Source organism: Paraneptunicella aestuarii, assembly GCF_019900845.1.
Lineage (GTDB): Bacteria > Pseudomonadota > Gammaproteobacteria > Enterobacterales > Alteromonadaceae > Paraneptunicella > Paraneptunicella aestuarii.
Map to the genome: position 1 here is coordinate 89,521 of NZ_CP074570.1, position 25,450 is coordinate 114,970.

17 protein-coding genes are annotated in these 25,450 nt (G+C 43.0%); 10 read left to right on the plus strand and 7 right to left on the minus strand.

What is annotated here, in order from left to right:
- The first annotated feature begins 12 nt into the window (after window positions 1-12).
- Together cyoE and KIH87_RS00405 are read left to right on the plus strand one after the other, a co-directional pair.
- Window positions 13-930 (plus strand): heme o synthase, encoded by a 918-nt coding sequence (cyoE, locus tag KIH87_RS00400; RefSeq protein WP_232359570.1) that lies wholly within the window; start codon window positions 13-15, stop codon window positions 928-930.
- A gap of 44 nt (window positions 931-974) precedes the next feature.
- Window positions 975-1,613 carry an SCO family protein gene (locus KIH87_RS00405; RefSeq protein WP_232359571.1) on the plus strand — a complete coding sequence of 213 codons (639 nt, stop codon included), beginning with the start codon at window positions 975-977 and terminating at the stop codon, window positions 1,611-1,613.
- A 19-nt stretch (window positions 1,614-1,632) separates the two neighbouring features.
- On the opposite strand, the gene KIH87_RS00410 is transcribed toward KIH87_RS00405, so the two are convergent.
- Window positions 1,633-2,700, minus strand: coding sequence for a polysaccharide deacetylase family protein (locus KIH87_RS00410; RefSeq protein ID WP_232359572.1), 1,068 nt, complete (start codon window positions 2,698-2,700; stop codon window positions 1,633-1,635).
- Window positions 2,701-2,816: 116 nt separating this feature from the next.
- Here KIH87_RS00410 and KIH87_RS00415 point away from each other — a divergent pair, with 116 nt between their 5' ends.
- Entirely contained in the window at window positions 2,817-4,118 is a 1,302-nt protein-coding gene (locus KIH87_RS00415) for an MATE family efflux transporter (protein WP_232359573.1), read from the plus strand.
- Here KIH87_RS00415 and KIH87_RS00420 read toward each other — a convergent pair.
- The 3 genes from KIH87_RS00420 to KIH87_RS00430 form a co-directional block, all read right to left on the minus strand.
- The gene (locus KIH87_RS00420) at window positions 4,115-5,017 is read right to left on the minus strand and encodes an HAD family hydrolase (RefSeq protein ID WP_232359574.1); all 903 of its coding nucleotides are present in this window, start codon (window positions 5,015-5,017) and stop codon (window positions 4,115-4,117) included. The genes KIH87_RS00415 and KIH87_RS00420 overlap by 4 nt on opposite strands.
- Window positions 5,018-5,036: 19 nt before the next feature.
- Window positions 5,037-6,197 (minus strand): hypothetical protein, encoded by a 1,161-nt coding sequence (locus KIH87_RS00425; RefSeq protein WP_232359575.1) that lies wholly within the window; start codon window positions 6,195-6,197, stop codon window positions 5,037-5,039.
- A 94-nt stretch (window positions 6,198-6,291) separates the two neighbouring features.
- Window positions 6,292-8,514 (minus strand): TonB-dependent receptor, encoded by a 2,223-nt coding sequence (locus KIH87_RS00430; RefSeq protein WP_232359576.1) that lies wholly within the window; start codon window positions 8,512-8,514, stop codon window positions 6,292-6,294.
- 452 nt (window positions 8,515-8,966) lie between these two features.
- Here KIH87_RS00430 and KIH87_RS00435 point away from each other — a divergent pair, with 452 nt between their 5' ends.
- The 3 genes from KIH87_RS00435 (at window position 8,967) to KIH87_RS00445 (ending at window position 18,530) form a co-directional block, all read left to right on the plus strand.
- Window positions 8,967-15,638 carry an ATP-binding hybrid sensor histidine kinase/response regulator gene (locus tag KIH87_RS00435; protein ID WP_232359577.1) on the plus strand — a complete coding sequence of 2,224 codons (6,672 nt, stop codon included), beginning with the start codon at window positions 8,967-8,969 and terminating at the stop codon, window positions 15,636-15,638.
- A gap of 70 nt (window positions 15,639-15,708) precedes the next feature.
- Window positions 15,709-16,629 (plus strand): diguanylate cyclase domain-containing protein, encoded by a 921-nt coding sequence (locus tag KIH87_RS00440; RefSeq protein WP_232359578.1) that lies wholly within the window; start codon window positions 15,709-15,711, stop codon window positions 16,627-16,629.
- 11 nt (window positions 16,630-16,640) lie between these two features.
- Window positions 16,641-18,530, plus strand: a complete 1,890-nt coding sequence (locus KIH87_RS00445) for a response regulator (RefSeq protein ID WP_232359579.1) — start codon at window positions 16,641-16,643, stop codon at window positions 18,528-18,530.
- Window positions 18,531-18,550: 20 nt separating this feature from the next.
- On the opposite strand, the gene KIH87_RS00450 is transcribed toward KIH87_RS00445, so the two are convergent.
- Together KIH87_RS00450 and nfuA are read right to left on the minus strand one after the other, a co-directional pair.
- Window positions 18,551-18,802: a hypothetical protein gene (locus KIH87_RS00450; protein ID WP_232359580.1), complete on the minus strand. Its 252-nt coding sequence runs from the start codon at window positions 18,800-18,802 to the stop codon at window positions 18,551-18,553.
- A 79-nt stretch (window positions 18,803-18,881) separates the two neighbouring features.
- A complete protein-coding gene (gene nfuA, locus KIH87_RS00455; protein WP_232359581.1) occupies window positions 18,882-19,460 on the minus strand; it encodes a Fe-S biogenesis protein NfuA in 579 nt (192 codons plus the stop codon).
- 180 nt (window positions 19,461-19,640) lie between these two features.
- On the opposite strand from nfuA, the gene KIH87_RS00460 reads away from it, so the two are divergent.
- Window positions 19,641-22,235 (plus strand): M14 family zinc carboxypeptidase, encoded by a 2,595-nt coding sequence (locus KIH87_RS00460; protein WP_232359582.1) that lies wholly within the window; start codon window positions 19,641-19,643, stop codon window positions 22,233-22,235.
- A gap of 4 nt (window positions 22,236-22,239) precedes the next feature.
- Here KIH87_RS00460 and KIH87_RS00465 read toward each other — a convergent pair whose 3' ends face one another.
- Entirely contained in the window at window positions 22,240-22,845 is a 606-nt protein-coding gene (locus KIH87_RS00465; RefSeq protein WP_232359583.1) for a ComF family protein, read from the minus strand.
- A gap of 251 nt (window positions 22,846-23,096) precedes the next feature.
- Between KIH87_RS00465 and bioH the strand changes: the two genes are divergently transcribed.
- The 3 genes from bioH (at window position 23,097) to KIH87_RS00480 (ending at window position 25,423) form a co-directional block, all read left to right on the plus strand.
- Window positions 23,097-23,930 carry a pimeloyl-ACP methyl ester esterase BioH gene (gene bioH / locus KIH87_RS00470; protein ID WP_232359584.1) on the plus strand — a complete coding sequence of 278 codons (834 nt, stop codon included), beginning with the start codon at window positions 23,097-23,099 and terminating at the stop codon, window positions 23,928-23,930.
- Between the two features lie 157 nt (window positions 23,931-24,087).
- Window positions 24,088-24,408, plus strand: a complete 321-nt coding sequence (locus KIH87_RS00475; RefSeq protein ID WP_232359585.1) for a hypothetical protein — start codon at window positions 24,088-24,090, stop codon at window positions 24,406-24,408.
- Window positions 24,409-24,457: 49 nt separating this feature from the next.
- Window positions 24,458-25,423: a putative metalloprotease CJM1_0395 family protein gene (locus KIH87_RS00480; RefSeq protein WP_232359586.1), complete on the plus strand. Its 966-nt coding sequence runs from the start codon at window positions 24,458-24,460 to the stop codon at window positions 25,421-25,423.
- Window positions 25,424-25,450: the final 27 nt, after the last annotated feature.

The following is a 25,450-nucleotide window of genomic DNA, read 5'->3' on the forward strand; positions in this document are numbered from 1 at the left end:
GGATCTAATCTGATGCAAAAAGTCGTCGGCGCAGATCAAGCCGCAACCAAAGATTCACAATCGCCCTCGTGGCGCGATTATTACGAAATGACCAAGCCCAAAGTGGTGCTGATGTTATTGCTTACCGCATTGGTGGGCATGTGTCTGGCTGTGGAAGGTGCTCTGGATTTGCAGCTTTTGGTTGCAGGTCTTTTAGGTATTGGCATGCTGTCCTCTTCAGCGGCTGTGATTAACCATGTCGTTGACCATAAGATCGATGCTCAAATGGCGAGAACGAACAAGCGTCCTGTTCCAAATGGACGGGTAACACCTGTGCGAGCGCTACTTTTCGCATTTGGTTTATGCGTTGTTGGCTACGTTATTTTGGAAGTATTTGTTAACCGTCTTACCGCGTTACTTACCTTGGCTAGCCTGGTGGGCTATGCGGTTATTTATACCATGTACCTGAAACGTGCAACGCCACAGAATATAGTAATTGGTGGCTTGGCTGGTGCAGCACCTCCTTTACTCGGCTGGACTACCATGACTGGCGAAGTGCATTCACATGCATTGCTGCTGGTTTTGATTGTTTTCACCTGGACACCCCCTCACTTCTGGGCGCTGGCTGTTCATAGAGTGGAAGACTATTCAAAAGCTGATGTGCCAATGTTGCCAGTAACTCATGGTGTTGAGTTCACGAAAACCTCTATTTTGTTGTACACCATTCTTTTGTTTGTGATTTGCTTACTGCCTTATCTGGTTGGTATGTCTGGTGTCATCTATTTACTGGGCGTAACCGTGCTTAATGGCATGTTTTTGTATTATGCGTGGAAGATGAAGTTTGCATCGACAGAGAAAACAGCTATGTCTACGTTTAAGTTCTCTATCCTGCATTTGATGGTGTTGTATGTTATTTTGCTGGTGGATCATTACATTAAAATAACGCTTTAGGCTGAAGCCAAAAGTAAAAGATACAAAGTAAAAGACAATATATCGTGAAAAACATACTCTTAATTTTACTCGCTATTATTGGGTTAGCCGGAGGAGTCTATCTGGCTAACCATTTGAATCAACCTCAAGATCCTCAGTTTGCTCAGCTCTATCCTCAGGCCAGGGCGTTAAATGATGTGCATTTAACCAATCAACATGGTGAGTTGATCGATGCTAAGTGGTTTGAAGGAAAATGGACGTTAACGTTTGTTGGCTATACCTATTGCCCGGATATTTGCCCGACGACACTAGCTGAACTGAAATCTATTTATCCGCAATTGAAGCAGATTGAATCAGAGTTCCCAGTACAGATTTTGTTTTTATCGGTGGATCCAAAGCGCGATACCATTCCACGCTTGAAGGAATATGTGGATTTCTTTAATCCTGAATTTATTGCTGCGACTGCGGAGCACAAATTCCTGTTCCCCGTGGTGAGAGCGATGGGAATGATGTACTCCATGAGCGATAGCACTGAGAACAACGATTACCTTGTTGATCATAGTGCGTCTATCGTCATTATTAATCCTGATGCTCAAGTGGTTGGGCGCTTTGTTCCTGTGAATGAGCCCGGCAAAATAGCTATCAGTGATGGTGAGCAAATTCTAGCGGATATGCCTATCGTGATAGGCAATTATCACAAGTAGTAGCCAAGTGGCTGGATAACTAATCCAGCCAATCTCCTCGTTCAGTCGGTACGAAGAAAGGCTGCGAGTACCAATAGTAACGTTGTCTATTGGCTTTGCTCGGCGCAGTGCAATTCACTCTGGAACGTCCTGTTGGAAATTGTGCCGGCAATTCGATGTTCACAGTATTCTCATTCCAGGTTAGTTCCAGAGTTTGGTTTTGATAAAAACAGGCTACCTGGCTTGGATAAATGTCATCCAGTTCTATTTTCAGAGTCCAGTCGGGGGTTTTGCCTTGAGCTGATAGCTCGGGGGAGTCAACGGAATTTTTGATAATAGGAAGCGCCAGACTGTTTAGTTTTACTTTGAGTGTTTTTAAGTTTCCATATACCCCGGAAGCTGGGTAGCGAGGTAAAGCGGTAAAATCGCTTTGAGAAGAAACTGCACCAGAATGTTGCCCAAAGCCAACCAAATTTAGTTCTTTGACCAATTGTTGAATTTCCTGATTGTATTCTCCATAGGGATAGGCGATGTATCCTGGCGTCGAGCCTATGTAATCTTTGAGAATATCTTCTGCTAACAATATGTTGTTCTTATGGTTTTTCAGCCAGGTTTCACGGGAAACGTTTTCTGGCTGGTACAGCATGTGATCGTGACCAAGGTAGTGATTCGCAATCGATACACCTTCTTGTGACATTTGTTTTAGCTCTTCATGAGTCAGGAGATTTTTGCGTGTGCCAATAAGAATCGGGTTTACGAAGATGGTATAGGGAAAACCGTGGTATTTGAGTTGTGGATGAGCGTTTTCCAATATGTTTTTATAGCCATCATCAAAGGTTATGGCGACGGCATTGTCTGGTAGGGGAGAGTCTTTTTGTAATGCCTCAATGACTTTCTGCAATGGTAGAACCGTATAGTTTTCAGCAATGTACTGCAAATGTTCACTAAACACTTCTGGGGTAACAGACGTTGAAGGCGGCATATCATTGCTAACATGATGATATTGCAGGATCACAGCTTGAGATTTGGCATAGCTGGTAAATGCTACTGTTGTGAGTAAAATCGCACTACTTAAGTACTTGATGACTAAAGAAAGCTGTTTGCGCATTGAATGTCTCGTTACTTTTTATAGATGAAAGTTTATAAATGAAAGTGGTTGAGTATAGGGGGTATCGTAAATAACCCTCCTAACTTCGACGAATAATAATCCCAAGGTTAAATCAAATGATACTCTCGATGCAAAGTCGTCGTATTTTTTCTCTCGCCATCCCGATGATCATTAGCAATATTAGCACGCCTTTAATTGGAATGGTTGATACGGCTGTTGTTGGGCATATGGATAATGCGGGCTATCTTGCGGGAGTGGCTTTGGGGTCGCTGATTTTAACCCAAATATATTGGATTTGCGGTTTTTTGCGAATGTCTGCGACTGGGCTATCCGCGGAAGCGAAGGGAATGATGGATAATGGGCTGGCTGCGCAGGTTTGGATCCAAACAGTGGGCTTGGGTTTGATACTTGGGCTCATGATAGTGCTGTTGCAGTGGCCTTTGTTAAGTGCTGGTTTATGGCTTTCTGATGCTAATGAAGGCATTCAGAGTGCGGCCTCTGAATACTTTTATATTCGAGTGTGGAGCGCTCCCGTTGCGCTAATGAACATGGCGATGATTGGCTGGTTGGTTGGGCAGCAACAACACAAGTTCATCATGTGGATTCAAATTATCGCCAATATCCTCAATGCTGTTTTGGATCTTATCTTTGTTTATGGCTTGGATCTTGGTGTTTCTGGTGTGGCGTTAGCCAGCGTTTTTGCTGAACTAAGCATTTTCTGTTTATCAATTTTGTTTGTGTTTAGGAAGCAGCTATTAGAGCGAGCAGCAATAGTCTGGCGTTTAACGGCGATGAAACGCTTGTTATCTCTCAATGCTGATATGTTAGTGCGGAACCTGGCACTGCAATTATGTTTGGCCTTTATAACCTATAAAGGCATTGCTCTCGGAGATACTATTGCAGCAACCAATGCCATATTGATGCAGTTTTTTGTGTTGATTGCATTGGGGTTGGATGGCTTGGCTTATGCGACAGAAGCCTTAATTGGCGAAGCAAAAGGCCAAAAGAATCATTCTTCGATTAAAGCGACGGTGTTCTATGGGCTAGTCTGGTCTAGTGTTTTTGCGCTTATTTATACTCTTATCTTTGCATTGTTTGGTGAGGTAATCGTCGTTTTGTTAACGGATATTCCTTCTCTACAAGCTTCCGCCAATGAATACTTTATTCTGGTGCTACTGCTCCCCATTGTTGCTCATTGGTGTTTTCTATTGGATGGCGTTTACATTGGACTGACCAATGCCAGGGTCATGCGTAATAGCATGTTGGTCTGTATGCTGCTTTTCTTTTTCCCCACCTGGTTTTATCTGTCAGTGTATGAGAACTGGGGGTTATGGATTAGTTTTTTTGTTTTCCTTGGCCTGAGAGGAATAACGCTAGGGGGGCATCTGTATTGGAGTCTAGGCAAAGCAACAAGCTAGAATATTTTCAGCCAATCCTGCTTCATATCCATAACATGCCAGCCATGCTGCTTGGCCATTTCAAGCGTACTAGTGCCTAAGTCCCATAATGGATCAGGGCTGTAAGCATATTCGCGGACTTCATCGGTATGATGGATTAACATTGAGAGCGTATTTGGCACCTGACTTGTCCATTGCAGCATTTCTCTATCGCCGTGGCTATTGCCAAAAGCGGCAATTGGTTGTTTTCCTATCACGCGTTCAATCGCTCTTACTTTGGCTGGGCCATCGTCGAAATAAAAAGGAATGGGCTCTAGTGTTAGGCACAATTCGCTGCCTTGGTTGCCTAATGCTGTGCGTAAACTGCTGCCAATAATACATTGACTATCAATACCATAAATATCAGGACTCCAGGGACGCACGAAATCACTTGTCCCGCCTGTTACTATGAAGCATTTGAACTGATTTTTATGAAATAACTGCAATACTTCCAGCATGGGCTGGTAGGCCGTTTTTGTATAAAGGCAATGGAAGCGGGGGTGTTGAGCTGTGCTTATCCAGTCAATAACATGTTGGCGATACTGGCTAGTCGTTAAGCCTTCATGAGCATATCCAAATAATTTATGCATGTCGTCCATTACGTCATTAACGGTATGCTCAAAAGAGTCTTTTAACTTACCAAGGAAAGAGTGATGTTCAGTTGATGCTGCAGGATGTAGGTTGAAGCTATCCCAAATGAAAGTGACTTGCGTATTCATGGGTTTTTCAACCCATAATGTTCCATCATTATCAAATACGGCGATCCTGTTTTCCGGTTCCACATATTGAGTAGAACCGGGGCTGCAAGTAGCATCGACAAACTCCAAAATAGCTTGCTTACATTGGCCGTCAGCCCAGGATGCTAGTTCAGAGTGAGTCATAATCAATAAAGCGTTGCCGCTATTGTTGTTCCAAATTGGGTTTGAGCTCTATGTCGGTGTTAAATCCAAAGAGGACACCAGCCCAGATAAAGGTTTGGCAAACCAGAACACCAAAGGGGATGTAACCGAAATAGCCAAGTAGTGGCATATCACTGAATATAAAGATCACATCAACATAGGGAATGTTGTAGTCCCAGTAATTCGGATTTGTGGGCGTATGAATGCCTAACCCTACACTGCCATAATTCCAAAATTCCCAGACAAATCCATTGAATAAAGAAGCCAAGCCCATAAGAACACCGTCACTCCAGTCTCCTCGTTGAGCAATATTTAAAAAGGTATTTTGGATATTGCAGTTGATGAGTACGCCTGAAAGTACAGCGAATGGGCCAATCCATACAACCCAAAAGAATGGATAAGGCCAGATGACCATGGCGGCTATGAGAATAGAACCTAGAGATATCAACGCATTTCCGGACACTTTCATCTTTGGTCCATTTTGATAACGAGCCGGAAAGTTGGGGAAGGTTTTGAAAAGCGAATACCACTCGAAAAAAACCACAGTAATGGTGCCATAGGTGACAAGAAACTCTATGGTCAGAGTGAGGTGAGACCAAGGAGCGTCATTTGCCTGTGGATAATACCAATTACCCAAAACAAAATAATCGTAGAATTCAAAATATACCCAGCCGCCAATCGATACAATGTAAGCCATGAACATGGTGATAGGTTTACTATGAAGTAAGGACACGCCATTGTTTCGATGAAAAACAATACCATCCAAAAATAGAATGAATCCCCACCAAAGTGGTGTGAATGACCAATATACCAACTCACCAAAAGCCGTTGAGTGGCTCCACATCAATCCCCAAAAGAATATCATTATGATGGTTCCGAGCCAGAACCACCAAGGGAAAGGGGCTTTTTGATTCGGCATCTTTATTGGTACTCCGCCCTTGAAACCGAAGTGCTTTGGAAACAACAAAAACCAGGTAAAAGCAAAGCAAAATAAAAATAATGCGATGAAAATAGGTAGGTTGAACCCCGGTGTTTCCTTTGAAGAAAACGTGGGTGGAAAGAGACCAAATCCCGGAGGTAAATGATCAGGGTATACCACGTATGAGATCATTAAGGGCAGGGTAATTGTAAATATGACAGGCCAGAGCAGTTTTAACTTCATGTTTGTTCTTCTCCAATAAAGAGGCACCTGATTAGGTGCCTCATATCCTTTAGTCAACCTGATAACTACCTAGCCATTTAAAAGGCCAGGGCGACTAGAATGTGTAGGTTACATCGACTCCCAATTGTCTTCTTTCACCCTTCAATTCTGAGATGGCGGCAAGCGCATCTTTTGAGTCGAAGCGTAATTCAGAGTATTCCTGATCAAACAGGTTCTTACCCCATATGCCAAAGCTTAGACCAGAATCCAGATTGTAGCTAATGCGCCCATTCCATAGTGTGTAAGCCTCTTGTTCTGTATAGGGATCTTCATCTTGGTCGAAGAAAAATTCAGACTGATAGTTGAATCCAATGCGAGCATTCACAGTGCCCTGACCAAACGTTTGCTGCCAGTACAGATTACCGCTGATGTCCCAATCAGAAGCAAAAGGTAGTCTTGCTTTTTGAGTGCTAACATTGCCGTCGTCAAAATCTGCAATTTCAGCTTCTGGCAGGTAGCCAACATTCAAGTCAACGCTCCAGTTTTCGTTGATGGCAATATCCAGCTCTGCATCTAAACCGTAAATATTAGAGCTACCCGCGTTTTTCAATGCTCCGAATGGCGCACCGCTGTTATCAACCTGAACGAATACCTGTTGATCTTGATAGTCATAATAGAAGACGGACATATTTAGTTTTCCGTCTCCATCCATGAAATTCCAACGGCCACCCACTTCTAATGCATCAAGAAATTCTGGGCGATATTCAGCGTTTTGAACCAAAGCTTCGCTGGTGTTGTAGCCACCATTGTAGCCACCGCTCTTATAACCACGAGAGTAGCTATAGTACATGCTGAAATCTTTGCTAAGCTTTTGAACCAAGGCTAGCTTGCCTGAAAATTCACTGTCAGATACTTCACCGTCAGCATTCCACAAACCCGGAACCAAACCATAGATGGAGTCCAGATCAACAATACTGGTGTATTTGGTTGATTCGTCGGTAAAACGAAGGCCAGCAGTTAGGGTCAGGCTATCTGATAATTCGTAATCCACCTGGCTATAGACGGCGATAGATTCGTTTTCCAGAGTATTGTGATAGAAAAACTCACCGGCAAAGGGGCCAAAGACAGGATCGGGTCTCAGATCTCTGTAGATATCAATGCTATTTTCCTGACCGATTTCTTCGTTCAAGTAGAACAAACCAGTGATCCAGTAGCTTTTATCACTTTCGATGGAAACGGAAAGCTCCTGGCTAAACAGTTCGTTATCGGTATCCATAGTGCCTTCGATAAAGTTACCTGGGCCGTCTGAATCCCATGAATGGAAGCGTTCCATATCGCGATAGCCGGTAATTGAAGTCAATGTCATGCCTTCTGACATTTCCCACTCAATTTTCAGGCTTCCGCCCCAAATGTCGGTATCGTGGCTTCTATCTGCCGTGTCGGCATGAACATCCCAAAAATCATCACTGGCTACACTGTGACCATACAAGTTCACACAATGTGGGCTGCCTAATTCCTCAGGAGTACAGATTCCACCATTGGTTGAATTCACTATACCGTTACTTTCGATGGGTTTTGGAGAACCTGACCAATCGTCTTTATGTAATTTTGCGGTGATATTGACCGAGTCAAAATCAGCAGTGGTAATCCAGCGTAAGTTAACTTGTTTCAAACCACCGTCTGGTGCACCAGGCATTAAGTTGTTAACTGAAAAATCATAGTTTTCATAGTTAAAGGCAAAGCGGGAATTGATTGCCTGATTACCAGGAATGTTCACCGCACCTTGTGCAGATGTGTGGTCGTGTTCAGCTACACCAACTTTGATATAGCCGCCAAACTCTGCTTCAGGCATGTTTGAACGAACGATGACCGCGCCAGCGGTGGTATTACGACCAAACAATGTGCCTTGTGGGCCTTTCAATACTTCAATGTGTTCTACGTCGAACAGATTTGATGAAAGGTTATTTGCGCTGCCGCTGACAACACCGTCGGTATAGATGGAAACAGGTGATACCGTTGACGTGTTGTAGTCAATCATGCCAATACCGCGAATATTGAATGCAGGCGGAGTACCTTCACCAGCGTTGTTGGTGATCTTAAGGTTTGGCACCATAGAGGAAATTTGTGTCGTATCCTTGATATGGAGATCTTGAAGAGTTTGTCCCGATATAACGGTTACTGGAACTGCGACTTCGGCAATGTCCTGAGCACGCTTTTGAGCGTATACAACAACTTTTTCAACTTCTTCATTGGAAGCTGTGTCTTGTTGTTGTGCGATTGTAGCGGCACTAAAAGCGGATAGCACAAATCCCGTGTATAAACATTTTTGCGTTAGCATATTGATTCCTTTGATATTGCTTTTTTATGTTTTCTGTTATTCATTCAGGCAGTTTTAGAGGCTTGTTCCCAACTGTCTGAAGTTCGGAAAAGGGTGAATAAAATTTTGCTGCCATTATGCATGAAAATGTCTATTTTTGTATGACAAAAATGTATGGATGGAGAATATATTTTTATTTTGCTTGATTAGTGTACAGCTTACTGTGCAAAGCTTGTTGAATCATTTTAAGATAGTGATTAAAGCGACGGTTTTGTATCTAAATACCAAGAAACTCCAGTTTCTTTTTCTGGCTAATTGACACTAAAAAGGCATTTGTCTTTATTAGTATGTATCAAGACTGTGAATTTGACGTTAATTTAGATAACCTATTGCCACCTCTGATGGTATGAGGAGCTCTTAAGCCTCTGTGCTTTGGTTCTTCATAACATTGCTGACTCTTTAAGAAAAATAATGTGCAAACTCTCGAATATCAGATTTTAAATGAACAACCAGCCATTACTCCTGATATAAGGTTGTATAGGGTGCAGGATACTGTTGGCCATTGCTTCTTTATTAAAGAGTTAGTTGGCGCTAACTCCGAGCGTTCGAGAAAATTTGTAGATGATAATACCTTCCAAAAAGAAGGTGCGTTTTCCAGTCTGGCTATTGTCACACGCGTGCATGAAGAACCTCAGAACACCTATGCTGTGATGCCTTGTGACAAAGATGCCAAAGATTTACTTTCCTACATAAATGATAGTGATTTATCTACATCTGAGCGTATTTCGCTTGCGATTTCATTGTCTGAAATTGTCTCGGAGTTCCATCAAAAAAATCTGATTATCGGAGAATTTGTTCCGCAGAATATTTATGTATCTGGAGAGGCTGCGCCTTATTTGATTGATTTGTCGCACCTAAAGCGTGTGAATACTATTATTAAACCTTTGGCGCAAAGCGATGTTAATCTGTTAAGCCTTAAGACTATTGCTCCTGAGGCGACAGGTAGAGTAAACCGGGTTATTGATCAGCGTGCCGATTTATATTCGCTTGGAGTGATCCTTTATCGTTTGTTTTTTAATGGCTTTCCTTTTGAATCTGATGATCCGATGGAGCTTATTCATGCCCATATCGCCAACGAACCCCCCATTCCCGAAGTAGCCAATACGGAAGAATTCAGACAGTTTTTTTACATTATCAATCTGCTCCTACAAAAAAATCCGGAAAAAAGGTATCGGACAGTTTCTGGTTTGATTGCGGATTTAGAGCGCTGTGCTCGTGAATATGAAGGTTCAGGTAGTGTTCCGGTTTTCGAGTTAGCAACGAACGATCAAAGTGATCAATTGGTTTTTGGCCATACTTTATATGGTCGAAAGGAAGAGATTGCGCGCATCCATGCTTCATTTTCCAGAGCGGTAGAAGGAACCCGGGAGATTTTGGTTGTCTCGGGCGTATCTGGCATTGGTAAATCCAGCATCATTAGGGAATTGATCCCTACCGTTTCTAAACAAAAAGCGATTTTCGTGTCGGGAAAATTCGACCAGTTTAAAGTGGATCAGGCCTATTCCGGCTTGTTGGATGCGCTAGGTGAGCTTATTGATCAGATGCTGGCCCTGGATGAAGACAAACTATGGGTATGGGAAAGTAAGATCCGCAATGCGTTGGGATTGGACGCAGAATTGATGACCCGGCTTATCCCAAAACTTGGATTAGTTTTAGGACAAAACCCGGAAGCGCCTAAAACTGACCCGGAGTTTGGTGAGCAGTTTAATCAATTATTGATTCGTTTATTAAGGGCTCTATGTAGCCCTGATAGAACCGTTGTTTTGTTCCTGGATGACATGCAGTGGGCTGATATTGCGACCATTAAAGTGTTGCAAGATGTCTTTTTGGATAGCAGCTTCCAAAACATGATGTTCATTTTGTCATACAGAGAAAATGAAGTTCCTAAAGATCATCCTGTCCGTTTGATGTTGAACCGGGTTAAAGAGCAGGGGCAAGCTATTGATTATGTCCAGTTAGCGCCCCTGAAAAAGAACTCAATTGTTTCCTTTTTACATGATTTGTTGGGAGCCTCTGAACAACAGTGTTCTGAGCTGGCAAACCTGTTGTTAAGGAAAACGGCAGGTAATCCTTTCTTTTTGAAGGAATTTGTTAAGGCTCTGAATGATCAGCATTTGTTATACAAGAAGCCTGGAAAGCCTTGGCAGTGGTCAATTTCTGAAATTGAACAGCAACAGATTACCGACAATGTTGTTGAACTGATCTCTCAGCGTTTACGACGTTTTGATGAAGCTAACCAAAAAGCCCTTAAAATTGCAGCTTGTATTGGTGATGTTGTTCCTATTGAGTTGTTGGTTGCCTTGTTATCCAAACAGGATACCAATCTGGATAAATTGATTGCGACCTGGGTTGATGAGGGACTGGTTACAGCCCATCTTGGGGATACCCGATTATCCAATTTAGCTTTTTCTCATGATCGGATCCGTCAAGCAGCCTATGAAACTCAAATAGGCCCGAGCACGGAAGAAATTCACTATGACATTGTTCAATATTATTTCTCTCGTTATAACGAAGCCGAGCAGAAAGAACATATTCTGGAATTCATCGAACATTTATTCTTTTGTCAGTCCTTTTTCAAACGGCAGGATAAGTTAACTGAACTTGCCAAGTATAATATGTGGGCCGCTCAACGAGCGTTGCAATCAAAAGTCTATGAGTTGTCTGTTAACCATTTCCGCATTGCACTTGAATTATTACAAGGGGCCTCATGGCAGAAAAGATACACTTTACTGTTTGATTGCTACTTTGGCCTGGCTCATAGCTTATATCTGACCCAACAATTTGATGAAATCTATAACCTGCTTGATCTGTTAACCGAGCATGCCGAGTCTCAGGTGGATTTGAAAACAGTTCAAAGGTTAAGAATTCTGGTTTTGGTGGCTCAAAACCAGATTAAGGAAGCGTTTGAACTAGGGGTTCAGGCTTTGCAAGAAGTGGGAGTGGAGCTACCCAATCTGGACACCATTGCCCAAACCTATCTTGATATCGAAGCCGGTTATGACGTTAACAATATTTCCGCAATTACAAAGCTGCCGGTGCTTGACGATAATGCCTTGTTATTAGCTTTAGATATTATCAACTGCATGCAAACGCCAACTTATTTGTTGGGGCCTCAGTATTTTATGGGGTTAACTTATGCCGCGATGCAGCTGTGCTTACGGGTGGGTAACTCGCCCTTCGCAAGTAAGGTATATGTAAGCCATGCTCTATTGGTTTGTGGCGCTTATGGACAATATCAAAATGCGCTTGAGTTTGTGAAAGTCGCAGAGCGAGTCAATAGCGTATACAAAGGCGTTAAGAACTTTGAGCCTGAAATTCAGTTTTCCAAGCACTCAACGGTTGCGCATTGGGTATATCCGTTAGCCGATTCATTAGAACCCCTGGAAAATAACTATTATCAGGGTTTGGAAGTGGGTAATGTTGAGTATGCGTTCCACTCCATGTTGTTCCAATGTTTCTATCGCTTGTTTAGCGGTCAGCCCCTTGATGCTGTAAAAGCCAAATTTGAACAAGGTGCGGCTTTATTTGCCAGTAAAAATCAGCCGTATCACCAGGTCTATTTGAGTGTTTGGCACCAAACATTATTGAACTTGAATTCCATGGTCAAAGAACCCTGGAAGTTGCAAGGTGATGTTTTTAAAGAAAATCAGTTACTACCTGTCATGCAAGAACAGGGAAATGTCACCACCATTTTGTGTTATCACGTTGCCAAAATGGAACTGGCTTACTTGTTTAATCAGCCTGAAATTGCAGAACAGCATATGTTGCAGGCTGAATCTTTAACGTCTGTTGCTCCGGGTTTGTATCATGTGACCGAATATCATTTTTATTCGGCATTAATTCATGCTCGGCTTTGTTTGGCGAAAGGCGAGAGAAGTTCTGAATCCGATAAGGATGAAATACAGAATCGGCTGCAAAAACTGACAGAGTTAAAAAAACTTTTTGAAGGTTGGTGTGTGCATGGATCTGCGAATCATAAGCACAAACTGCTGTTGATAGAGGCCGAGATGGCGGCAATTGAGGGGAACCCATCAGCATGGGAACTCTATGATTTAGCGATTGAGCAGGCATTGAAATCCGGCTTTACTAATCATGCAGCGATTGCCAATGAACTTGTTTCTGAATATTGGACTCGCAAAGGCAAGCGCGACTTTGCTAAACCTCATATTGAAAAAGCTCACCAGTTATACAGCCAGTGGCGGGCGTTAAACAAAGCGAATCAGCTCGTTTCTATCTATCCTGAATTGGCTCGCTATAAATCAATACGAGCTCCACAGCCGAGTGAAAGTAAATACTCATCCAATATGCTGGATCTTTCATCTGTGCTAAAAGCGTCAGAAATGTTAAGTGGTGTGATCGACCTTTCAGCCTACCTGCAGAAGATGATGGGTATCATAGTTGAAAATGCGGGCGCTCAGCGAGGATGTATTCTGCTTGAAAAAGACGGAAACATGGTATTGCAATGCAGTTTCCCCAATACCTTCATGGAAGAAATGCTACCTCATTCACTGATTAATTATGTTAGCCGAACGTTGAAGCCTTATATTATTGATGATGTAGGTGAAGACCAACTAACAGCAAGTGAGCCATGTTTTGAGCCTTTGCCGCCTAAATCTATTATGCTTGTACCCTTGTTAATCGGTGGGCAATTGAGAGGGGTTTTATATCTTGAGCATTTGGAGTTAACCCATTTGTTCAAGCCTGAAAGTATTGATGTGTTGCAAATGCTGGGGAATCAGACGGCTATTTTGTTTGATAACGCTAACCTGTATCAAACCACATTGAAGCACAGTAAAGATTTGGAAAGAAAGGTTGCTGAGCGTACCCGAGAACTAGCTCAAGCCAAGTTAAAAGCAGAAGAAGCAACCACTGCCAAGTCTAATTTCCTGGCCAATATGAGCCATGAGATCCGTACACCAATGAATGCGGTTATCAGTTTGTCTCGTCTGGCATTGAGGAAAACGGATGATAGGAAGCAACAGGATTATTTAGCCAAGATTTTGAGCTCATCGGAGTCTTTGCTGTCGCTGATCAACGATATTTTGGATTTCTCCAAGATCGAAGCTAACAAGCTCACTCTGGAGAAGACAGAATTCAAATTGGAAGATTCCATTCGCAGAGTCTCCAATTTAAGTGCTCTTAGAATGCATGAGAAGCGGCTTGAATTTGTTATGTCTGTGGATCCCGATTTACCCGTGAGCTTTGTGGGTGATCCTCTTCGACTTGAACAAATTATTATTAATTTGGTCAGTAATGCGGTGAAGTTCACTGAGTCGGGAGTGATCCAGTTACATATCGAGCAGAATCGTAGAGAAGGCAATATCGTTACTCTGAAGATATCAGTAGAAGACAGCGGTATTGGCATGTCAAAAGAGCAAACTGCCCGTTTATTTGAATCCTTCAGCCAGGCCGATGAATCCGTTACCCGAAAATATGGCGGTACAGGATTGGGGTTAGCGATCAGTAAACAATTATGTGAGCTGATGGGGGGGCAGATTTGGGTCGATAGCCAGTTGGGTAAAGGTTCCAGATTTACCTTTACGGTGAACCTGAATATGGTTGAAGCGTCAAAGCCAGAAATTCAGGCGCAACAGAAGAAAGTCATTTCCAAGCTAAAAGCCTTGGTTGTAGATGATATTGCTATTTCGCGTAAGGTTATGTGCGATTGTCTGTCTAGTCTTGATATAAGAGCAACTACCGCTTCAAATGGGCGACTAGCTATTGAAGAAGTGCTGCGGGCAGACAAGGAAAATGATCCATATGATGTGGTTCTGATGGATTGGCAAATGCCTGAAATGGACGGTATTTCTGCCTCAATAGAGATATCGCAACAGGTTCAAGGGCCGATGCCGCATATCTTAATGGTGTCTGCCTACGATCGTGATGAAGCGATGGGATTGGCGGTGAACACCAGTATTTCACATTTTCTGGAAAAGCCAGTTACGCGTTCAACACTTGTGGATACCTTGTATTCTCTGATGCGTAATGAAGTGCTCATTGATGACACAATATCGAACCAATTCAGTGTACCTAATTTGCAAACTGCCCGGATTTTATTGGCCGAAGATAACGATATAAACCAGCAGGTTGCTATCGAATTTATTTCTGACACTGGCGCTTATGTTGAAGTTGTACATAATGGGCAAGAAGCTATTGATATGGCAAGGCAACATAAGTTTGATTTGATTTTGATGGACATCCAAATGCCGGTGATGGATGGGTTAACGGCTTCCCGAGGTATTCGCCGTTTTGCTGAAAACTTGCCTATTGTGGCAATGACCGCTCATGCGATGGAAGGAGATAGAGAAAAGAGTTTGCAGGCCGGAATGAATGATCATATTACCAAGCCGATTGATCCCCAGGAGTTGTACCAGATCTTAGCCAAGTGGTGCCCTGTAAGTGAAGAAAGCTCTTTTGTTACTCGCAAGCAAGTGGGTCATGCTCAAGTTAAAGAGGAGAATCGTTTGGATTCTGCATATGAAGCGTTAAAAGCTTTAAATGTTCTAAAAGCTGAAGAGGCCATTGCGCGTTTTCAGGGGCGGGTTTCGATGTACATGGATTTAGTCTTTGACTTCGTCAAAGGAAACCGTGAAACGGTACAGGAAATGCGGTCTTGTTTAAGTACCAGAAACGAAGACACTTTGTTTAGAATTGCGCATTCATTGAAGTCGAGCTCTGCCTATATTGGTGCTGTGGCGATTAAAGAAAAAGCTGAATCATTAGAGCGAGCGATAAAAGATAAAGTGGCATATGAAGACATGCTGCATGAACTGTGTTCAGAGGTTAAATCATTGATTGATGCCTTGGAGCAGTTAGTGAAAAGTGAACAAGTAAACGAGCTGGGAAATCCGAAGGAGAATTCAGAGCACGCATCACTTTTAGGCTTGTTAAGACAAATTCATCCTTTATTGAGAGCGTCTGATTTTGAATCAGAGCGATTGATTGCAACCATGCAAAACATGGCGTTACCAGACTTGCATGTCAACAATGTTGCACGTCTTGCAGAATTGGTTGATGAAATGGAATTTGAAAGAGCTGTGATTTATGTAGAAGAATGGGTGACTAAATTGTCCGATGAAGGATAATAGGTAAAAGCCCTGAAAATCTTATGGTTTATAGAAAACCATAGAAAGATAGAAAGTAGAATGAGACGTTATGCAGCTAGTGAATGACAAACCAACAGTGTTGCTGGTCGATGATGAAAAAGCCAATCTCAAGATATTAAGCGACCTGCTGCGAGATGATGCCAATATTCTTCTGGCCAAAAGTGGTCAGCAAGCGATCGCCAAAGCGACAGAGATGATGCCTGATATTATCCTGTTGGATGTCATTATGCCTGATATGGATGGTTTTGAAGTTATTCGTCATTTAAAGAATCAGGATACAACCCATGCTATTCCGGTTATTTTCATTACGGGTTTAGCTGATGCTAATTTTGAAGAGAAAGGCTTGGAACTTGGGGCGTGTGACTATATCCAGAAGCCTTTTCACTCTGCAATTGTTAAAGCGAGAGTGAAGCTGCATCTGCAATTGTTAAAACAAAGGCAGATGCTTGAACGATTGGCACTAATAGACCCTCTCACTTCTATTGCTAATCGTCGCAAGTATGAAGAAGTTTATGATGCTGAGTGGCGTCAATGTATGCGCCAAGGCACAACGCTTTCTTTGGCTATTATTGATGTTGATTATTTCAAGCAATATAACGATAACTTTGGTCATGCTTTTGGTGATAGAGCTCTGGAAAGCGTTGCTACTGCTCTCAGCCATCAGCTTCGCCGCCCTAAAGATTTTGTGGCTCGTTTGGGGGGAGAGGAGTTCATTATTCTTTTACCTGAAACTGACAGTGTTGCCGCAGAACTTATTTTGAATAACTGCCGTCAGGCGGTTGAATCCTTGCAAATTTCTCATCCCAGGTCTAAAAATAATGGAGTGCTCACAATTAGCGCTGGTGGCGTAACATCGAAGCCGAAAGCGCAGGAAGGGAAAGATGAGGTACTTAAGTTTGCCGACAATATGCTCTACGATGCTAAAAATAATGGTCGAAATATGGTGTTGTGGAAGGAGCTTTCTAACTAGGGGCGCTTTCCATGCCGCAATCAGGATCCAGTAATGTCCGGATTCTGATTGTTGACGATCAGAAGAGCAACCTCACAGTCCTTAGAGACTTACTACACGAACAAGGCGAAATCATCCTTGCAAAGAGTGGTGCTCAATGTCTTGAGAAAGCCGCTCGCCTGCACCCAGACTTGATCTTACTTGATGTTATCATGCCTGAAATGAACGGCTTTGAAACTCTTGAAAGGCTTCGAGCTAATGAGGATGTCGCAGATATCCCTGTTATGTTTATCACAGGGCTTAAAGATGCGGATCATGAACAAAAGGGATTAATGCTCGGAGCATTAGACTATATACGTAAGCCATTTAATCCAACCGTTGTCAAAGCGCGTGTTGCAACTCACCTACAATTGTCCTGTCAAACCAAAGAACTGAAAGAACTGTCTGAAAGACTAAAAGAATCCGATGCGGCAAAGAGCTTGTTTCTGGCCAATATGAGCCATGAAATTCGAACACCTCTAACATCAATAATTGGCTATGCAGAAGCAATAAGGTCAGGAGATATACCAATTGAAAAAGTGAAGGGGTCGATAGAGTCTATTTGTAATAATGGCGAACACCTTCTGCAATTGGTTAACGACATATTGGATATGTCAAAAATTGAAGCTAGCAAGCTAGATATGGAAATGATTGACGTGGTATTACCGCGCTGTCTCATGAGTATTGTGGATATTGTTAGAAACAAAGCTGAGAGCAAAGGACTGGAATTTAAAGTGAATTTGCAGTTTCCTTTGCCCGCAAAGTTTCAAACAGATCCGACGCGATTGAAGCAGATTCTATTGAATTTATTGAACAATGCCGTCAAGTTCACTTCTTTTGGAAGCGTTTCTCTAACCATTAAAAGTGCCATAGACCGTTTAATTTTCGTGGTTGAAGATACTGGCATTGGTATTGAACAGAACCAGCTAATCAGTATTTTCGATGCTTTCGCTCAAGCAGAGAAGTCTACTAATAGAAAGTATGGAGGGACAGGATTGGGCCTCAATATTTCCAAATACCTAGCTAACCAACTAGGTGGTGATATTCAGGTGGAATCAGAGATAGGCAAAGGCAGCTGCTTTACGCTGACAACTCGTTTGAACTCGATACCTGAGAGTGATTGGTTGGAAAATCAATCGCAATGGTCCGGAATGCTTGGCAATAGTAAAGCTGGTATGTCTTGGCCTCATTTATCTGGGCGGGTACTGGTTGCCGAAGATCAACCAGAAATTCAACAGTTGATTGCTATGTATCTGGAATGTTGTGGTTTGGATGTGGTGGCTGTCGATAATGGACGAGATTTGGTGGATTTGGCTCTGGCAAACCATGTTGATCTGATTTTAACGGATATCCAAATGCCTGGTTTAAGTGGTATTGAAGCTATAGGCGAAATGCAGTCTCTAGGTTGCCAAACCCCCACAATTGCATTAACTGCCAATGCGATGGTGCATCAAACGGAAGGGTATAGTGAAGCCGGGTTTATTGATTATATTTGTAAGCCCTTTACCAGAGCGGATTTTGTGCAAACTATTTGCAAATATTTGTCGGGTGACTCACAGGAAGAACGTCAGTTGGAGCATAATATTGCTGATGGCAAGAAGGAAATTGCTCAAGGTTTCGTGAATAGTTTGCCGGAGAAAATGGCGCTGACTCAAACTTACTTCGATAGTGGAAACTGGAAAGAGTTGGGCGAGGTGGCGCACGCTGTCAGAGGCGGAGCGCTGATATTTGGATATAAGCAGATGGGCAAATTCGCAGAAGAATTAGAACGTGCCGCACTGCATTCTCATCAGGATGTTGAGGAAGTGTTGGATTTGCTTGAATCCTTGCAGGGAGAGGCTGCCAACCTTTGCGAGAAGCTGTCCTCTACTTCGTCTAAATAGCGCCTATCCGTCTAAAGTGCTTATAAACCCGGTGGCGGTTTGGGGGGCTTGAATTGACTCAAACGATAACAAACAATCCCGATGTAACCTCTAGCGGCAATCAGCAAACCAATAACAAGTAGTATGAGCCCGGGGATTTGTAATAACACAAAGCTTTGAGCCCCGACCAATATGAGCACTACAGAAAGAGCAAAGCAGACTAATCCAATCTTGAAGCGTTTCCAGCTTACATCGGGTGATTGGGCGAGCTTGTTGATTAATTGCTTTAGCATTGGTTAGGCTGCTTTGAATCAATCACACGGAGCGGCGTTTTGGGAATGCCTCTCCATGCTTGATAAATATTAGGGGCTACTAATAATAGGAGTGTTCGCCAGCTTGATGTTCGGTGATATCTTTCACGCCTTTCAATTCTTCAGGGAACATCTCTAATAGCTGCTTTTCGATACCATCTTTTAACGTCACATCAACCATTGAACAACCATTGCAGCCACCACCAAATTGAAGCACTGCGATGCCGGTTTCAGTGATCTCCATCAGGCTAACCTGACCACCATGATTTGCCAATTGAGGATTGATTTCCGATTGTAATACATACTGTACACGCTCAACCAAAGGCGCATCATCATCTACTTTACGTACCTTGGCATTCGGCGCTTTTAATGTGAGTTGTGAGCCCATCTGGTCAGTAACGAAGTCGATTTCCGCTTCTTCCAGAAAAGGCGCACTTTCTTGATCTACAACCGCATCAAAACCATCAAATGGCAGGCGGATGTCACTTTCCTCAACCGCATCGGGTGGGCAATAAGAAACGCCACATTCTGCTTTTGATGTACCTGGGTTGACAACAAAAACCCGGATATTGGTATTTTCACCTTGTTTTTCCAGCAATTTCCTGAAATGTGCTTGAGCAGGTTCGGAAATAGAGATCATAATAATGCCCTAAAGAATACATGGCTGAGGATGATATCAAATAATACTTGAGTAAAACACTCAAGTAAGCAACTCTTTTGCATGATATCGTCGCTTTTACTTTAACGCGCTTGAATGCCACACTGAGTCGCCTAAAAATACAGGCTGGCATGGGGCGATAGCGTAGGGAATTTATAGATCATGTTAAATAGAAAAGAACCATCTTCCTTTTGGTGTTTGTTTGCTCTTGTTGCAGGACTGTTTTGCTCGCCAATTTATGCCTTGGATGACGCAGACTACCTGCCTAAAAGTGTGACTTATGCTCCAGATATTGCGACCCCAAAGTCTGTTTTGGGAAGTGCGGTCGGCGAGTGGCATGTTCGACATGATCAGCTTGTGCAATATATGCAGCTATTGGCAAGCCAGTCTCCGCGTATGCAAATCAAGGAGATAGGGCGTACTCACGAAAACCGTCCCATGCTGCATTTGTATGTGTCATCTCCTGAGAATTTGTCGCGTCTTGAATCTATTCGCGAGCAGCATTTGCAAAACTGGCAGCAGTCAAAAGGACAGATATCCAAGCAAATGCCGGCGGTTGTCTGGATGGGGTTTAGTATTCATGGTGATGAACCTTCAGGTGCGAATTCCTCCTTATTGTTGGCCTATTATCTGGCGGCAGCTCAAGGGCAGGAAATAGATTCTTTATTGCAAAACACAGTTATCATTCTGGAACCTTCCTTGAATCCTGATGGTTTGGCTCGTTTTGCGCAATGGGCGAATATGCATAAAGGCAAGAATCTGGTTTCTGATCCCAATCATCGTGAACATTTACAAGGTTGGCCAAGCGCGAGAACTAACCATTACTGGTTTGATTTAAATCGAGATTGGTTATTACTCACTCACCCTGAATCTCAGGCCAGAATAGAGGAGTATCACCGTTGGCGTCCACATGTGTTGACGGATTATCACGAAATGGGAAGTAATAGCACTTACTTTTTCCAGCCCGGTGTCCCTTCTCGTACTAACCCTTGGACACCTGTAGAGAACTTGCGTTTAACCACGGAGTTCGCCAAGTTCTTTGCGAATGATTTCGATAAAGTTAAACGCTCTTATTTTACTGAAGAAGGCTATGACGACTTCTATTATGGAAAAGGTTCAAGCTACCCTGATGCACACGGCAGTATCGGCATTTTGTTTGAGCAGGCTAGCAGTCGAGGACATGTGCAGGACACCATTAACGGGCAGTTAACCTTTCCTCGCACAATTGAAAACCAACTCATGATGTCTTTGGCGACGTTACGAGGAGCGCAGGTCTTACGACCTCAGTTGCTTGAGTTTCAGAGTAAGTTTAATACGGATGCCGCAAAGCTGGCTCAGGCCGATGAATTAGCAGGATATCTGGTGACGGAAAGTGCGGATAAAGCACGCTTGAATAAGATGCTTGATAAGCTGTCAGCCCATCAAATTCATTACTATCCAGTGAATAAGAGCTTGGAAGTTGACGATGTGCAATTTACGGCTGAGCATAGCTATTTTATCCCGCTTGAGCAGCCTCAATATCGTTTACTTAAGTCTTTGTTCTCTAATCGTAAACGTTTCAACGACAACACCTTTTATGACGTGTCCAACTGGAATATCGCACTAGCCTACAACATTACTTATCGTGGAATAGAGCGCAGTCGCTGGCGCAAGGTGAGTTATTTTGAAGCGTCTTCGCAAAAGAAAAAGGCTAATGCCTCTGTTGTGAATGAAAATGCGGTAGCACATGCTTTTTCATGGCAAGACTCGAACGCCCCCACACTGTTGCAAATGCTGTTGAATCGCGGCGTAAAAGTTCGAATTGCTGCTGCCCCTTTTAATGCTATTAGTCAGTTGGGTGATAGCCCAATGTTACCCGGTAGTGCCGTGATTCAAGCCGGTGATAAACAGCCTGAAAACTATTTAAACATCGTTAAAGAGCTGGCTGATGAGTTGGGGATTCGTATTTGGTCTATCAGCACCGGTTTGACAACGGAAGGTATCGACCTAGGTAGCCGTAATGTGCAACTGGTTGAAATGCCCAAAGTGATGATCCTTGGCGGAAGAGGCATGTCGCAGTATGAAGCCGGGGAGCTATGGCATTACTTTGATCAGCAACTGCAATTACCGGTGAGCATTGTGGAATGGTCAGATTTGGAAAGCATTTCGCTGGAAGACTATACACATATTTTTATGGTTAATGGTCGCTACAAACAGCTTTCTGCTTCTGCAACACAAAAAGTAGGTGATTGGTTGCAAAATGGTGGCACATTGATTGGACAGCAAAATGCCGCGAAATGGTTTAGCAAACAGGAATGGCTGGCAACCACATTTGTTGATGATGAAGCCATTGACAATGCTTTTGATGTTACAGGTTATTCTTATGCTGATAAGGACAAGTTGGAAGCGAATAAGCTGATTGCCGGTGCGGTATATGAAACAGAAACCGATATGACTCACCCACTCTTATTCGGTTTTGGAGAGCAGGCGAAGAAGTTGCCGATGTTTAAATCCAGTAATCTTATTATGCGCAAGCCTGCCAAGCCTTTTTTAACCGTTGCCAGTTACTCAACTAACCCTTTAATGGCGGGCTATAGTGCTGATGAAATGCAAAAGTTGGTTGCTAATAGTGCAGCAATTGTGGCGCACAAGAAAGGCAATGGCCGCGTGATTGCGATTCTGGATAGAAGCAATTTTAGAGGCTATTGGCAGGGCACTAATCGCTTGTTAAGTAATGCGATTTATATGAGTCAGTTTATTGATGTTGAAGCGAAATAAAGCTTTAACTTAGGCTAATTGCTACAGCCCAAACATCTATTTTTATATGTGGATTGGCGCACCGAATAGCGTGCGCCAAACTATTCACCGTTGCCCCCGTTGTAACCACATCATCCAAAATAACCACATGTTCATACTCTGTTATTGGTTTGCAGAGAAAGGCTTCTTTTGTGTTTTTACGGCGTTTGTTTCCCGTCAATTCCGTTTGTGCTTGAGTATTAATTCTTCGGCTACAGATATCGCTTAGCACAGGCAAAGCCAATTTAAGACCCAGTCTTTTAGCTATTAGGTAGCTTTGATTGTACTTCCGTGCTCTGTAACGTTTGTAATGAATTGGCATGGGAATAATGACTTCTGGTATTGAGTCTTGAGGCGATGAATAAAACGTTATTTGCTGCGCTATTAAATCGGCTAGATAGTCTGCCAAAAGTAATTTCTTTGAGAACTTTAAGTCTTTTATCAGCTTGGAGATAGGCCATTGATAAGCAAGTGGGGTGAACAGGTGATCAATGTGATCATGCACCAATTTGTTGGCTATTGCTGGATGTTGAAGAATGGCGCGAGTATGGGGTGTGTTGAAAATGTTATGTTCTTTAAACAGAAATGGCATGTCGTGGTGGCAAGTTATGCATATTAATTTTGGACTATGGCAGCCACATAAGTAGCAGGTTTGCCACTTTTGTTTAAGGGAAGAAAAGAACTTGTAGCTGTGGGCTAAAAACTTGTTATTGAGAATGTTATGGGTACTGGAGAGGTGGTATTTCATGGTAAGCTTGCTCCCTGCAAATTGAATCTATGTCTGTCCATAAGTGAAGAATTAGTTAGCGAAGAAATAGCGAGATCGCTCAGGTAAATATATCAATGTCACAAACAGAAACCAAACCAGATATCCAGTTAGAAGCTAAATCAGAAAGCGGGCAACTACGAATTCGTCAGCAAGGTGAAGGGAAAGACTTGGTGTTGCTGCATGGTTGGGGGCTAAATAGTGGAGTTTTTGATCTATTGTTACATGAGTTGGTGGGGCATTATCGAGTAACACTGGTCGATTTGCCTGGCTATGGTATCAACAATGATATTTTACCTGAAACTTATGATTTGGCTTCTGTTGCTCATATGGTAGAGCAAGTGTTACCGCATCAGTGTATTTTACTTGGCTGGTCGCTTGGTGGTTTGGTTGCGCAGCGTGTCGCGTTAGATTTTCCTGATCGTATCCAAAAGCTGATTTTAGTGGCGTCATCTCCTAAATTTGCTGCTGAAGAAGCTGTAGAAGATAAAGAGCTGTGGCCCGGCATTCTTCCTCATATTTTGGAAGCTTTTAAGAATCAGCTGCAAAGCACTTACAGCAAAACCTTAGACCGATTTATGGCGATTCAGGCCATGGGAAGTAAATCAGCAAGATCCGATATTGCCACTATCAGAGATGCGGTGTCCGTTTATCCTGAGCCTCATTATCATGCTCTGGAAAAAGGATTGGATATCCTGCTGAACATTGATCTTCGGGCTGAGTTGGTAAGCTTGGGCATTCCAACTGTCCGAATGTATGGCAAGTTGGACAGCTTGGTACCGAAGAAAGCCATAGATAATATTTCATCACACCATCCTGATTCCCATAGTGTGATATTTGCCAAGGCTTCTCACGCTCCTTTTATCTCCCATCCCGAGGAATTTATTCAGGAACTATTTAACCATCTATAATTTTTTAGCCTAAACAGGCAGAAAGAGTGTAAAAATGCGCTCTCAAATAACGGATGGTTATAGAAAATAAGTAATTGAGTAGATCATAACCTAATAGCTACCTTTCAAAATCTTGCATATTGATTAATAATTAAACGTGAGGTATTGGGAGAAATTTATGTCGTTTGATGTAAGTAATAATTTAAATTCAGCGATTGTGTCTGGTGTATTGGGCGTTCGTAACGCTTCAGATGGTATTACACAGTCGTCTATTGGTTTGGCTCAACAAGCCGCCAAGCTGCGTGATCCGAAAGAGCTCTTGTCGGATGTCGCTCTTCAGCAAGTAGGCTTGTCATCTAAATTGCTACCAACGCGTGGTGATAGTATGACATCTAATTTGCTGTCACTCTCCATTAACCTCAATAACGCTCAAGCTTCAACCAAAGTATTGGATGTTGCCAATGAGACCGTAGGCCGTTTAATCGACGAGATTGCATAACTTCTTTGATGTTCAAAGAGTGTTAGCTATTGAGGATGTGGGATAACTAATGAATATCGTGACGCCGTTACCGACCGCAATTCCATTCACAAATAATAATGTGAATACGGAATCTGCGCGCCGTGAAAACGCGCAACGAGAAACCATTCCGCAAACCAAAGAAGCTGAAAATTCTGCTGCTGAATCTGGCTTGGGTTCTGAGTCGGATCGTGTTAAACCTGCTGGTCAGAAACCTCAGCCCGTTACTTACGAGCGTCCGCAGCCTCAGACTGCAGAAAATCTGCAAGGCCAAGGAGAAAATCAGGATAATGCTGAGGATCCCAGTGCTGGTAAAGAGTCTGCACAAGACAAGCAACAGCAGCAACAGGCCGCTGCCGACAAGAAAGAAATTGAAGATTTAAAGGACCGAGATCGTGAAGTTCGTGCTCATGAACAAGCGCACGCTGCGGTGGGAGGGCAATATGCTGGTGCTCCTTCTTATGAATTCAAAAATGGCCCGGATGGACGTCAGTATGCTGTAGGTGGCGAAGTCTCTATTGATATTTCAAAAGAATCCTCGCCAGAGAAGACTCTTCAGAAAATGCAGCGTGTTCGTGCTGCTGCGTTAGCGCCTAATGAACCATCTCCTCAGGATTTCCGCGTTGCCAGTGAAGCAACTCAGCGCGCTGCCGAAGCTCAGGCCGAAATAGCCAGAAGTAATGCAGAAGAAGCACAAAAAGCGGTTTCAAAAACATTTCCTGATGGTGTACAAGGTGCAGAGAAAGAGGCCAATGTTATTGGTGACGTACCTGAACTAGATGATATTGTTTCTAAAGGCGATGCTGGTGGAGTACGTCGTTCGCTACAGCAAGATGATCCCGTAGCGGAAGCGGCTGGTTTGGAAATGGACTCTGAAAACTTTAAGCAAAAGCTGGCAAATCGCGATGAAGGTATCAATCAAAGAGCCATGCGCATTGCTGATTTTTACCAACAAGTCTCACAGCCTCAACGTTATATCGTAAGCCAATCGGCTTAGAGCTTAATCGCTACCTTTTATTATCCC

Excerpts from the sequence above, each read along its gene's own strand:
- KIH87_RS00420 (WP_232359574.1), bottom strand. The coding sequence starts at position 5,017 with ATGACTCACTCTGAACTAGCATCCTGGGCTGACGGCCAATGTAAGCAA.
- KIH87_RS00425 (WP_232359575.1), bottom strand. The coding sequence starts at position 6,197 with ATGAAGTTAAAACTGCTCTGGCCTGTCATATTTACAATTACCCTGCCC.
- KIH87_RS00465 (WP_232359583.1), bottom strand. The coding sequence starts at position 22,845 with ATGCCATTTCTGTTTAAAGAACATAACATTTTCAACACACCCCATACT.
- nfuA (WP_232359581.1), bottom strand. The coding sequence starts at position 19,460 with ATGATCTCTATTTCCGAACCTGCTCAAGCACATTTCAGGAAATTGCTG.
- cyoE (WP_232359570.1), top strand. The coding sequence starts at position 13 with ATGCAAAAAGTCGTCGGCGCAGATCAAGCCGCAACCAAAGATTCACAA.
- KIH87_RS00450 (WP_232359580.1), bottom strand. The coding sequence starts at position 18,802 with ATGCTAAAGCAATTAATCAACAAGCTCGCCCAATCACCCGATGTAAGC.
- KIH87_RS00475 (WP_232359585.1), top strand. The coding sequence starts at position 24,088 with ATGTCGTTTGATGTAAGTAATAATTTAAATTCAGCGATTGTGTCTGGT.
- KIH87_RS00440 (WP_232359578.1), top strand. The coding sequence starts at position 15,709 with ATGCAGCTAGTGAATGACAAACCAACAGTGTTGCTGGTCGATGATGAA.
- KIH87_RS00445 (WP_232359579.1), top strand. The coding sequence starts at position 16,641 with ATGCCGCAATCAGGATCCAGTAATGTCCGGATTCTGATTGTTGACGAT.
- KIH87_RS00410 (WP_232359572.1), bottom strand. The coding sequence starts at position 2,700 with ATGCGCAAACAGCTTTCTTTAGTCATCAAGTACTTAAGTAGTGCGATT.
- KIH87_RS00480 (WP_232359586.1), top strand. The coding sequence starts at position 24,458 with ATGAATATCGTGACGCCGTTACCGACCGCAATTCCATTCACAAATAAT.
- KIH87_RS00430 (WP_232359576.1), bottom strand. The coding sequence starts at position 8,514 with ATGCTAACGCAAAAATGTTTATACACGGGATTTGTGCTATCCGCTTTT.
- KIH87_RS00460 (WP_232359582.1), top strand. The coding sequence starts at position 19,641 with ATGTTAAATAGAAAAGAACCATCTTCCTTTTGGTGTTTGTTTGCTCTT.
- bioH (WP_232359584.1), top strand. The coding sequence starts at position 23,097 with ATGTCACAAACAGAAACCAAACCAGATATCCAGTTAGAAGCTAAATCA.
- KIH87_RS00415 (WP_232359573.1), top strand. The coding sequence starts at position 2,817 with ATGATACTCTCGATGCAAAGTCGTCGTATTTTTTCTCTCGCCATCCCG.